Below are 12736 nucleotides of genomic sequence, written 5' to 3' on the forward strand. Positions count from 1 at the left end.
TTGGAAGCGGTTTACATAAGATGCTTGAATCAAAAGAATCACCATTGGTATCTCCACTTATTAGTGAGAAAAGTACGATTTATGCATATATTTTAAATGATATTGCGAATGCTGTTTTTCATAGTGGTGATCGATTAATTTCAACTAAGCTCGCCGAAAAGTATCAGACGAGTATCAACCCTGTAAGAGAAGCGCTAAAGCAACTCCAAGGTGAGGGCTTTGTTACCGTAGAACCGAACAGTGGTGCTAGGGTTGCATTGTTTGAATACAATACCCTGAGGGATGTTTTCGAAATATTGCAATTGCTTGAACCCTATCTAATGACCTGGTTTGTTGAAGAGCATACGGATGAAGATAGACTTGAGATGGGAAGATTGCTCAATGAAATGGAAACGGCTACCGATAAAGAGTATCGATCATTAGATACCCAGTTTCATTGGTTAACGGTAAAAAATCACTACAATCAAAAAGCCGTTGATCTTTGGCGCCGAAATCGACTTATCTTATTGGCGATGCAATCAAATGTAAGGCTAAATACGTCACGAATAAAACAGAGTATTGAAGAACATAAACGTATTATTTGTGGCTTAGAGAATAGAGATGTAAAGGTAGTTTTAGATATAATGAATGAACATATTGGTAATAGCGGAAAATATTGGACCAAATATCTTTTGAGTAATAAGATGCGTTAGTTTTATAGAGCGCATATTTAGTATTGGAGGATAAAGAGAATTAAATTAATCAATTTAATTTAACTGGCTAAATATAGCGTTATTTCATTTTTATTCTTTTTAGTGTTTTTGATTTTTAAATTTTTCTCAAACTGAACAAGTAAATCTGTTAGTTCGCCGGTTTTGAATACACCAATAACGTTTATGTTTTTTAATTTTTCATTGTTTTCTAATGAAAGTTTAGTGTGGGTATAACGATTAATTTCAGCGATTACGTGGGATAGTTTTTCACCGCGAAATATTAACTTTTTCTCTTTCCAAGATAGAGATGAAGTAATATCTTCTGATGATAATTTAATAACATTTTTGATTGATTCTTTGTTTTTATTTTGCACTAAATCAATTTTTTCACCCTTGGAAATAGCTAAAGATGTCACGGGTAAGCTTATTATTTTATTCAAGATATCAGATTTAAATTGATTAGTAGACTTTTCCTCAACTAGCACTTTACCATCCGTTACAATCAACTCGGTATAATTTTTTCTGACTTCAACATTAAAAACTGTACCCACAGCCTGAATGACTTTTCCATTCACTAAAACACTAAGAGGCCTCGATGTATCGTGAGCGACATTGATATTAATCTCACCTTTTATAAGTTCCAGCATCCTAAAATTGTCAGAGTATTTCATGCCTACAATCGTGTCGGTATTTAGGGCTAGCACACTACCGTCTGGTAGTGTAATGGTATCGATTTCTCCGACGTTAGTTTGGTAGATAGACTCCATAGGACGAGCTTGAACCAGATCATTTTGATGAAGAACATTTCCACTGAAATAGTATAATGAAAGGGTCAGCATTAGCAGTAGAGACGCGGCAAGTGAACCCCATAAAATAGGTGTTTTTCTTTTGTTAACTTGGTTTTTTGGAAATATGTCAGCTAAGCGTTCCAAGTCATCCATTTTGTCCCACATTTTAGCGGCTTTGAGCACGTAATGTAAGTTATTAGGTTGCGCATGTAGCCATTCTTGGAAGTCTGCATTTTCTGACTCAGACAACCCTCGGTCAATTTTAGCAATCAAATCACAGGCTTTATCAAGGGCCTGTTCACTGCTTAGGTGTTGCGTTTTAAGGATATGTATATTGCTCATGCTAATCTAAAATTCCTCTCTTCTTCGACCTAATCACGTTGCTATTTTTGGGGGTTAGATTATCGCGCTCTGCGAGTTGAATACATCTCTTCAAACCGGCGGAAATATGCTTCTCAACCGTGCTTTCACTGAGCCCCATGTCCTTAGCGATTTCTTTTTGAGTATAGCCATACACTTTTTTAAGCACGAAGACTTTTCGACATTGTGTGGGAAGTTGTCTTACCGCTTCGCAAAAAGTTGAAAATTCATCATTCGCTATTACGTCGTTTAGAACGCGGTCATAGTTCTCATCATCAATAAACGACTCTCGCTCACTCCACTCAACTTTATCATCGAGTAATTTTGTAGCCGCTTTTTTTTGATAATCTAATGCCAGATTCTTTGCCGTTGTATACATGAACGACTTTTTCGAGAGTATCTTCTCGGTATTTTTTGCTTGGCAAATGCGCACATACGTTTCCTGAACGACATCTTCGATTTCGTGAGGAGGTACAATAGTGGCCACCAATCGGCTTAAGCCATCCCTAGAGGCTAGGTACAACTTTGTAAACGTATTATTTTTATTAATAACAGTTCTCACTTTACATTGTTATGCCTTTACGCTTTCACCACGTATAAGACGATTGATCATAAAATTTCCGCTAATTCATGGTGTTTTTCCATGCATGTGAGTAATAGGGAAATCTTTAAATTATCATTATCATTCATTCATATTACATTCTAATTCATATATTAATATACTTGATAGCGTATGTTAATATAAATAATATTTAATGTTGTGGTATGTATTTTAATGAAATATATTCTTTTGAATCAATTAATTAATATGTATTGGAAGCGTGTTCAACTATTTTTTAAAGCGATACCTTCAATTTCCTTGTGGCGGAAAATCAAACTTGGTTCGTCTTGTATACCAGCGCAGACAAAAAATGCGCGGGTTGAATGGAAAATATTCGGAGTCGTGACCTCGTTATTATTTTTAGTAATGGCGTTTTTTAATGAAGCGTTATCAACTGAAAGTTCTAAGAGATTAGATTTCAATATTCCAAAGAAAACGGCTTTCTCATCGTTAATTCAATTTGCAGAACAAGCGGATATCACTTTTATGTTTCCAGTGAATAACATTGAAAATGTAGAAACTAATTCGGTAGTCGGAAAGTACACATCTAGCAAGGCGTTGGAGTTATTACTTAAAGATACAAAGCTTGAGGTCATTTCGGATGAGAAGGGAAAGATATCTATTCTTTTAGATTCAAGTCTTGAGAGAAACAACATGTTTAATAATAAAAAGAGTAAAATTGCTGCATCTGTATTCGCTGTTTTGAGTTCAGTTGCTAATGCACAAGTCGCAACAAATGAAAGTAATCAGAAGACCACAAACAGCACGGAGGAGGTAGAAGTTATCTCTGTTAGCGGGATCAGGCAGAGTTTAACGGCCGTTGCTGATTTCAAAAAGAACAGCAATTTTATTCAGGACAGTATTGTAGCTGAAGACATAGGCAAATTTCCTGACTCAAATGTTGCGGAATCATTGCAACGTATTTCCGGCGTGTCGATAGATCGAAGTGGTGGTGAAGGGCAACAAATTACCGTGCGAGGATTTGGACCTCAATTCAATACGGTATTAGTCAACGGGCGACGCATGGCATCTGATGCTGAAGGACGAGCATTCAACTTTGATTTGCTCTCTGCTGAGCTAATTGGCAGTGTTGATGTCTTTAAAACCTCAAGTGTTGCCTTACAAGAGGGAGGAATTGGTTCCACTATCAATCTAAAAACACAGCGTCCATTAGATATCGGTAAATTCAAAGCGGTTGTCAGCGCAAAAGGTTCATACGAGGACAAGTCGGATGAAGTCACGCCAAATCTGTTTGGATTTATCAGCAATACGTTCGCGGATGACAAAATGGGTGTTTTACTGTCTATTTCACACCAAGAACGCAAAGCCACATTAGATTCTTCGATTACATCGTGGTCACCAGACTCACAACGCTTTGACCCGTGGGCTATTGGCGAGGATGACCTATGGCGCTTCGCTGACGGGCAGGGCAATGGGGTAGGTGATTATGTATACCAAAGACAACATAACTTCATGCGCACCGAAGAAGACAGAACGCGGACGGGCTACACAGGTACATTCCAATTTGTAATGACTGATGACTTGAAGTTAACGGTCGACGGGATGTACACCGATTTTGATATTAAAACGCAAGCCATTTCAAGAATTTCCCACAGAAATAAAAATGATTTACATAACATGATTGCGGACGAGAACAATGTTGTGACCCGCTACGACATGATCGAAGGCCCGATGAATATATTCCAGGCCCGAAATCGTCCGGCGTCAGCCACCCAGATTGGCGCAAACTTGGAGTGGTTTATAACAGATGAACTCACTGCCAATTTTGATTTATCTACGTCAAAATCGGAAAACCCAGCTGCCGGCAAAGACTACTATGTGGTGGTTCGCTCCAGTGACAAATTACAGCGGATTGATAATAGCCAAGGTACTGATGCTCCGCTTGAAACCAACTTTAATTTTACGCCATCAACGGTTGATCTAAACGGTGATGGTGACGTTAATCAGTTCGATTATGTGCTTGGCGATCCATTAACCGTGGCGGATGTGAATGATCAGGCTTCCTGGTTTACTCAGCGTGAAGGCTTCACGTTTGAGGATGATATATCAGAGGCAAAAGCTGATTTCAAATGGCAACCTGACTTTGACGCTTTTACTCAGCTGAATTTTGGCGCAATCGCCTCATCTCAAGAGAAAACGCGTATAAACATGCGCTCACCTGACCCTCAGTTTTATCAATTTGGCCGTGTGCCATTGCCAGCGGATTTATTTACCTCGGTAAATCGTAAGGACTTCTTGAGTGCTGCGAATGGCGATTTTGCCAATGACTCTGTTTTATTCGACCCAGAAGAAATCATAGCCTATTACTCGGATCCAAAAACATTAGCGCTACGGGACGAGTTAAACGGTTTAGCGCCTGGCACCTCGGCTGCAACATTTCCAACTTATGATGCGGTTATCGATCCTTCGCGTTCTTATAATGTAAAAGAAGATATTTTTTCCGCCTACGTTAACGCTATGTTTGAACTTGAATTGGCATCAATGCCGTTAACGATTAATGCTGGTTTGCGTTACACCAACACAAAAGTTGACTCTACTGGGGCCAACCGAGTGTTTGATGATTTAGCGCCTGCAGACAGCGTTGATGACGTATTGATCAGTACATTAGGTGAGCCTGAAGAAGTGACCGCAAGTGCTGATTACAGTAAATTGCTACCCAGTATTAACGCAAAGTTGGACGTAACTGATGAACTCGTTATGCGTATGGCTTATTCTAAAACGCTTACTCGTCCTGATATGACCTTGCTTAACCCCGCGCCGGCCTTTCCTCAACAAGTCCGTTTATCGAGTTTAGAAGCCACGGCGGGAAATCCTGATTTAAGTCCTTTTCTAGCAAATAACTATGATGCATCGGTTGAATGGTATTACAGCGAGAGCAGCTATTTAACCGTCGGCTATTTTAGAAAGAATATAGACGGTTTTATCGTCAGTGGTAAAGCGCGCGAGCCTATCACGCTAAAAGAACCCAATAGTTTAGATCTCATCACTGAAGATAGAACTAACATTGACGGAAACACTATCTACTTTGATATTACGCGCCCTCGAAATCTTGAAAAAACCAGTGTCGACGGGTTTGAAATTGGTTTTCAACATACATTCGATTCGCTGCCTGCACCCTTTAACTACTTTGGGGTGTCTGCCAACTTAACGTTTGTCAGTGCTGACGATGAATTTGACGTAAACGTCATTGATAACAACATAGCGCTGCCAGGATTGGGCAACTCTCAGAACATCGTTCTTTTTTATGATGACACAAAAATTGAAGCGCGAATTGCATATAACAATCGAGAAGAATTTTTCACCCGCTTACAGGGAGTTGAACCTTGGTTTACTGAGCAATATGACCAGATAGACGCGAGAGTCGCTTACAATATTACCAAAGACGTACAGGTGTTTATTGAGGGGACAAATCTAACGGACTCATTTACAAGACAACACGGTCGATATGATTCGCAGTTTTTATCTTTAGAATCGAGTGGCCCTAGATATGCGGCGGGGGTACGAGCAAGTTTTTAGATGTTGGTTCTGCAGCTCCCTCTGCTGAGGGGGCTGTTTTCTCTATGGAGCTGCTTTTTCTATAATGTCTCGCTAAATTTAGCCTATTTCTTAATGAATATTCGTTACATACCAACCTAAACATCAACCTTCATGATCTTCCTAAAGCCATATATACCATAATAAGGGAATTGAAGACTTTACTGGGACCCTAACGGCGGGGACTTTAGAGATGGGAGAATCTATCCTCACTGATTTGGTCTTTCTGACACGCTAAGTTTACGGGGCTCTGAAATACTACGAGCCGCTATCTCAGCATTGCCTTCTAATGCAGGATCGACTTGTCGGATTTGCCGTTAATAACAGCTTTTGTGAGTAGTCCGCAGTACTTATTAAGTGACGTAATAAATCGAAGTCTAATAAACCCCTGAACGAATTTATTGTGAAATGCTGTTTTCATTGTACGCCAACAATCGGTAGGGCAGTTTCTGCAAATCAGCTGATAAAAGCATTTATTTACAAAGTTTAGGGACATCGTTATCCTAACGGTGAGTTGTTAGCAGCTTTGTGAGTGGAAGCTAATTAAAAATACAGCTCTATATCCTGTCTTGGCACCTTTCAACTAACCTGACGAGCCAAGACGTGTAATTTTAGCCTATCAACTCACAGAGCTACTTATCGAGTTTGGCCAATATTTGTTTAAACAAAAGCGGACAGCCTACCACACTATTTTAGCTCACCAAGCGAGTAACTGCTGGTTGAAAGCGAGTGAAAAACATTTTCTGAACCGTCGGTAGTTGAGGATCCAAAGAGTGTAAATTAAGGATAAAGTATGATTTCAAACAATAGAAAGCTTCCATGCATTGCCGCTTTATATATCGCCAGTTCATTTTTATCAGTTTGTTATGCCGATCAATTTGTTGAAGCGCGAGATGTAAAAAAACCAAACATTGTTATGTTGTTTGTTGATGATATGGGGTGGATGGCAACAGAAAGTAGAACGCCAAAGTACGAAACACCTAACATCACTCAACTAGCGTCGCAAGGTATGGAATTCGATAGCATGCATATTGCAACGCCGACTTGCAGCCCTAGTCGTGCGACGCTTCTCACTGGATTGCATCCAGCTAGACTAAAGATGGTGAGGCATATTCCGCAAAAGCCTCAATATGGTTTTGATAAATATGGACGTACCAAGCAAAAAACACATTTGTGGGAAAAAGATCCGGCTCAAATGCCAAGTACTAATTGGCTAGACACAAAATATATCACCTATGCGGAGGCATTAAAGCAGGTTGGTTATTATAGCGCATTTGTGGGTAAGTGGCATTTAGGCCATGAAGGATATCACCCTATTGATCAAGGTTTTGATCAGCAAATTGGTACCTCTAACTTTGGTCATCCATCAAGTTATTACCCTCCTTATTTTAAATTTTCTGATACGTTAGCAGATGGTAAGGATGAGTATTTGACTGATAGGCTTACTCGCGAAGCAGTCGAATTCATTGACAATTATGATAAAGAACAACCGTTCATGTTATCGCTTTGGTACTACGGAATACATTCTCCTGTTGTTGGTCGTAAAGATTTGGTTGCGCATTTTAAGGCAAAAGGTATGTCTGAAGAGGATGCTCAATATGCTTCAATGATCACTGCTATTGATGAATCTGTTGGCAAGGTACGTCAAGCGCTTAGTGCTAAGGGGCTAGAAAAAGATACCATTATTATGTTCCTTTCAGACCAAGGTGGTTTATTCGATAACTCGCCACTTCGCGGAAGCAAACGCATTGACACGCTTTATGAAGGAGGCGCTAGAGTACCGTTTATCGTTAGTTGGCCTGGGGTCATTAAAGAAGGTGTGGTGAATCACAGTATCGTTCAATCGACGGATCTTTTCCCCACCATCGTTGAATTTGCAGGGGTAAAGCCTGAAAAGTTTGAAGATTTGGATGGTGTATCACTGGTGAGTACCATTAAAAATAACACTGAATTCGCCCGAGGGGATGCGATTTACGGTTATCGTGCTTATCAGGATTTATATGCGTCGGTGCGTGAAGATGAGTGGAAATTACTTGCTTATCGCAGTGGGCTGCTCAAACTTTATAATATTCCCAATGATGTTAGCGAGACCACGGATTTAGCTGACAAGCACCCTGAAATCGTTGCCCGTTTAAAACAGAAACTTCAATTATGGGAAAAAGAGATGGGAGTCGAGCAGTATTCTGGCGTCAAGTAACCTGTGTTATCTGCTTGATTGCAAATGACAAAAGGATCCCCGTCACAGATTTATAATTATTTGGCAGCAAAGCATTAATTTGTTTTGCTGCTTTTGTACTGAAGCACAATTGGTGTTGTAAGCTGCACCCTCACAACCTCACAACCTCACAACCTCACAACCTCACTTTTAATTCAAGCGATGAAATAAAACAAACCTAGCCCATTGCAGAATACATTCTCTATATTTCTCACTTTATTCCTCACTTCCTTTGGGCGGTTGAGCGAGTATCCACTAAGCTCTGTTCTTTACAATGTTATTTACTGCAGTTGCTATAGGAGGGGACAGCTCTTTCGTTCTCATTAATCGGTAAAGAAATGTAAAGTAGGTGTGAAAATAAAGCTTTTCTTTTGTTGTTTTAGTGCTTATTTAGAATATTTTAGTTAGTATTAGGGATAACGTAGTCCCTGTTTTGAAATTAATGGCTCCATGTGTGCTATCAATTTACTAAACAACGAATGTAAATTTAATCACTTTTACGGTAGGCAGGTAATATGAAGAAGACGATGGCATTGATTGTAGGTTGTCTGGTAATTGCGTTCACGGCGAATGCTCAAGCAACCACCGAGATACGATTCTCCCCCTCTGCGAGCGATATGACCCCTGTTCTATTAAAAGCGCTTAACGCCACAGACGATAAAGATATTAAGATTGTGTTCGAGAAAGGTGAATATCGATTTATGCCTGATTTTGCCACTGAACGCTACAGTACGATAACCAATCATGGTAATGGCTTAAAAAAAGTCATATTTCCCTTAGATGACTTCAAATCTGTAGAAATTGACGGCAATGGTTCCAACTTCATATTTCATGGTCGGGTAGCGCCTTTTCAGATTTATCATAGCCAGAATGTCACGATTAAAAACGTGTCTATTGACTGGGATATTCCTTTTACATTTTTAGCCGAAATTGTAGCTGTAAATGAAAAAGAGGCCTGGCGTGATGTGAAGCCAATCAACGGCAGTCATCAGTGGGCGATTAAAAATGGACAAATAACGTTTCCTAACGTAGATGGTTTCTCGTTTTCTGAATTGGGTAGTTCATTGGCTTGGGAGCCAGATACTAAGCGCGTTTATCCTGGTATCAAGGATGCAAAGAGTCGACCTACTAAGGTAGAGAAATTAGATAATGGCTTGCTACGTATACATGAGAAATTAAAGGCCTTTCCGCCCGTTGGTAGCCTAGTAAGTTCTAAAGGGGACCGTGACCTACACAGGTATGCGCCTGCGTTTCATGTGAAAAACTCTAAAAATGTTGAAATAAACAATGTAGTGGTTCATCACGCATTAGGAATGGGATTTCTGTTTGAGCGTACTGAAAATATAACCTTACATAAAGCGGGTGTGTATTTGAGCGATGGCAGTGACCGGGTGATATCGACTATTGCCGATGCTACGCATTTTGCCAATTGTAAAGGCCATGTGTTGATAGAAGATAGCCGTTTTGAAAATATGCTTGATGATGGCACCAATCTTCGTGGTACTTACGTCATTGTTGACAAAGTTATTAGCGATAAAGCAGTTAGATTTAAGTTTGGACACAGAGAGCAATTAGGTTACGAATTTGCAGAAAAGGGGGATGAGGTGTGGTTTATTCAACAACCAAATACCGACCGTCAGCAGGTCAATACAGTCACTAACGTAAATGTTGTTAACCAAACCTATTCTGAGCTCACTTTCTCGAATGCGTTACCCAAGGATTTGAAGCCGGGGGATATGATAGAAAACAAAACATGGTATCCGACTTTCACCATGCGAGGCACCAGTATTAAAAATCATCGTGCGAGAAATGTCGTTATAAAAACGCCATTGAAAACGGTGATCGAAGATAACTACTTTTCCTCAATGATGGCCTCGATCCTATTCCGTGGTGAAACCTTTGTGTGGTTTGAAGCTGGCGCCGTCGGTGATGTGTTAATTCGTAATAACCATTTTGAATACAATTCTTACTTTGGTGGTGAACAAGCAGTGCTGTATGTCACCCCTAAGTTGGGTAAAACGTTTAATCAAGACCAACTCTATGATCGAAATATACGTTTTATCGATAACAAAATAGATACCCATGGAGGGCGGATCGTTTGGGCCGACAGAGTTGATGGAATAGTGATCGAAAATAACACCATTGATAGGAACATTGATAAAGAACAGTTATACCCAAGTGCCCCTGTTTTTGAATTCGAAAATAGTCGCAATATAACGCTTAAAAACAACCATTATACAGGGCACTACAATACAGCCGTAGTGGTAGATGAAAAATCAGCAAAAACGCTTAGTGATGACGGCTCAATTAAATAACGCAAGCAATTCTAACCTATCACCCCACAGGCGAGTTCGAGGGAACAATAGCCGTGAGTTGCTTACTTTTGTGGGGTATTTAGATAACTGCGATTTTGAATTAATCAATGTCAGCAAATAAGGCTTTCCTGACTCTATCGTGCAAAGGGCTACACGCTCAACAACGATGAACCCAACCTAAGGTGTCATTAAGAATATGAAAAAACGTACTGTATATGGCAGCGTGACGATCCGCTCATTAATTCTACTCACTGGGCTTTTACCGTTAAGTTTTTCTTGGGGGCAAAGTGATAGCGAGACTGCAGTAGTAAAGCGCCCGAATTTTGTGTGGATTGTCTCTGAGGATAACTCTGCTGAATTCCTAAAAATTTATAACCCAGATAATCCTGAAGGCTTTGGCGTCAGTATGCCCAATGTTGAAAAACTAGCGGCCAAGGGACTTATCTTCAATAGCGCTTTTTCAAATGCTCCTGTGTGTTCTACGGCCAGAACGACTCTGGCGACCGGGGCTTATGGGCCGCGTATCGGCACAGAATTTCATCGACCCTATAAACTTGCTACGCTGCCCGATGACGTAAAATCTATTGGCCAGCTGATGCAAGAGGCGGGTTATTACACCTCTAATAATGCTAAAAACGATTTTAATTTTACCGAAAAAACTAAAACAACCGTGTGGAACGATACCAGTAAAACGGCTTCTTGGAACGGTCGTAAAGCCGACCAGCCGTTTTTTCATATGCAGACCTGGAAAGATACCCATGAGCATACGCTGCATTTTCCTATTGAGGACTTAACAACTCACACGAATGACCACAGCATCAAAAATATGGATAGATTTCCGATTTATCCTGACACGGCTTTATTCAGGTACACCTTAGAACGATATTTAGATAACCACGTTATCATCGATAATAAACTCGGCCAGCTGGTTAAAAAGTTAGCAGACGAGGGCTTATTAGAAGATACGTTTATCTTTTATTTTGGTGATCATGGAGGTGTAATGCCTGCGAGCAAAGGCTATCTATTTGAAAGGGGCTTACATGTGCCTTTAGTGGTTCGTATTCCTGAACATTTTAAATATTTACTCGCTGACGACATGCAAGATGCACAAAACGCAAGACTTGACGGCTTTGTAAACTTTATCGACTTTGCGCCTACATTATTAAAGTTGGCCGGTATTAAACCTTCACCGCAACATGACGGCCGTGCTTTTCTAGGAAATGACGTCAGTAAAAAATCATTGGCAACCCGAGATTATAGCTTTTCATATGCTGATCGTTTTGATGAAAAATACGATCTGCTTCGCGCTATTCGAAAAGGAAACTTCAAATACATTCGTAGTTATCAGCCTTATTATCCTGACGGCATGTTCGCCGAGTATCGATATAAACAAGCCGCTTATCGTCAATGGAAAGAATTGTATGGCAACGGTAAGTTACCAATGACTCAATCGGCATTCTTCAGGCCTAAGTCCCCCGAGCGTCTATATGATATTGCATTAGATCCTGATGAGTTGCATGACCTAGCCGATGATCCTCAGTATCACGACGAGCTTGTTAAACTGCGGACAATGCTAAATAAGCAACTTAAATCCATGCCGGACTTAAGCTTTTATCCTGAAGCTTATTTACTCGAAAATGCGACGAATAACCCGGTTGCTTTTGGACAACAACACAAGGGTGAAATTACAGAATTGATTGATATTGCTAATCTACAGTTGCAGCCGTTTGACGTGGTCGAAAAGCAGCTTGCAGCATTGTTGAAATCGACAAACCCGTGGCAACGCTATTGGGCCTTAATCGTGCTGAGTTCGTTTGGTCACGAAGCGGATGTATTTATTCAATCTGCCAGTACCTTGCTAGAAAATGACGATAATGTCTTGGTCAGAGGCAGAGCGGCAGAGTTTCTAGGAATTGTGGGCAAAATTGATCCAGTTGTCACGCTGGGTAAAATGTTTGCAGAAGCGCCAAGTGATATTGCGTTACTCGAGTTGCTAAATATAGCGACTTATTTTCATGAGTCAGGAGGATGGATATTCCCTGAAACACTCATGCCAGAAAGACGTAAAGCATTATCTGTTAGAGCGCTTGGCTACCGCATGATGGACACTTGGTTAACCGCTAGATGGAAGTACATTAGTACCGAAAATTAGCATTTTTAAGCATTCGATGCGGTTACATTTTTGATTGATGTTAACCGCCTTTTGCTGA

At 40.3% G+C, this 12736-nt stretch carries 7 protein-coding genes; 5 read left to right on the forward strand and 2 right to left on the reverse strand.

Annotated features, from left to right (window positions below; genetic code table 11):
- Window positions 1-20: 20 nt before the first annotated feature.
- Complete coding sequence (locus GQS54_RS20625; RefSeq protein WP_166425808.1) at window positions 21-692, forward strand: GntR family transcriptional regulator; 672 nt, start codon at window positions 21-23, stop codon at window positions 690-692.
- Window positions 693-751: 59 nt separating this feature from the next.
- Here the strand turns inward: GQS54_RS20625 and GQS54_RS20630 are convergent, their stop codons facing one another.
- Entirely contained in the window at window positions 752-1822 is a 1071-nt protein-coding gene (locus tag GQS54_RS20630; RefSeq protein WP_166425809.1) for a FecR domain-containing protein, read from the reverse strand.
- A 1-nt stretch (window position 1823) separates the two neighbouring features.
- Entirely contained in the window at window positions 1824-2327 is a 504-nt protein-coding gene (locus tag GQS54_RS20635) for an RNA polymerase sigma factor (protein ID WP_346766595.1), read from the reverse strand.
- Window positions 2328-2615: 288 nt separating this feature from the next.
- On the opposite strand from GQS54_RS20635, the gene GQS54_RS20640 reads away from it, so the two are divergent.
- The 4 genes from GQS54_RS20640 to GQS54_RS20655 all read left to right on the forward strand — a co-directional run bounded on the left by GQS54_RS20640 (window position 2616) and on the right by GQS54_RS20655 (window position 12678).
- Window positions 2616-5978, forward strand: a complete 3363-nt coding sequence (locus GQS54_RS20640; protein WP_166425810.1) for a TonB-dependent receptor — start codon at window positions 2616-2618, stop codon at window positions 5976-5978.
- Between the two features lie 811 nt (window positions 5979-6789).
- Window positions 6790-8193, forward strand: coding sequence for a sulfatase (locus GQS54_RS20645; protein ID WP_166425811.1), 1404 nt, complete (start codon window positions 6790-6792; stop codon window positions 8191-8193).
- Window positions 8194-8726: 533 nt separating this feature from the next.
- The gene (locus GQS54_RS20650) at window positions 8727-10526 is read left to right on the forward strand and encodes a right-handed parallel beta-helix repeat-containing protein (protein WP_166425812.1); all 1800 of its coding nucleotides are present in this window, start codon (window positions 8727-8729) and stop codon (window positions 10524-10526) included.
- A gap of 196 nt (window positions 10527-10722) precedes the next feature.
- Complete coding sequence (locus GQS54_RS20655) at window positions 10723-12678, forward strand: sulfatase-like hydrolase/transferase (protein WP_166425813.1); 1956 nt, start codon at window positions 10723-10725, stop codon at window positions 12676-12678.
- The last annotated feature ends 58 nt before the right edge of the window (window positions 12679-12736 follow it).

The sequence above is a fragment of the Paraglaciecola sp. 20A4 genome, assembly GCF_011378905.1.
Taxonomy (GTDB): Bacteria; Pseudomonadota; Gammaproteobacteria; order Enterobacterales; family Alteromonadaceae; genus Paraglaciecola.

Excerpts from the sequence above, each read along its gene's own strand:
- GQS54_RS20640 (WP_166425810.1), top strand. The coding sequence starts at position 2,616 with ATGAAATATATTCTTTTGAATCAATTAATTAATATGTATTGGAAGCGT.
- GQS54_RS20625 (WP_166425808.1), top strand. The coding sequence starts at position 21 with ATGCTTGAATCAAAAGAATCACCATTGGTATCTCCACTTATTAGTGAG.
- GQS54_RS20645 (WP_166425811.1), top strand. The coding sequence starts at position 6,790 with ATGATTTCAAACAATAGAAAGCTTCCATGCATTGCCGCTTTATATATC.
- GQS54_RS20650 (WP_166425812.1), top strand. The coding sequence starts at position 8,727 with ATGAAGAAGACGATGGCATTGATTGTAGGTTGTCTGGTAATTGCGTTC.
- GQS54_RS20630 (WP_166425809.1), bottom strand. The coding sequence starts at position 1,822 with ATGAGCAATATACATATCCTTAAAACGCAACACCTAAGCAGTGAACAG.
- GQS54_RS20655 (WP_166425813.1), top strand. The coding sequence starts at position 10,723 with ATGAAAAAACGTACTGTATATGGCAGCGTGACGATCCGCTCATTAATT.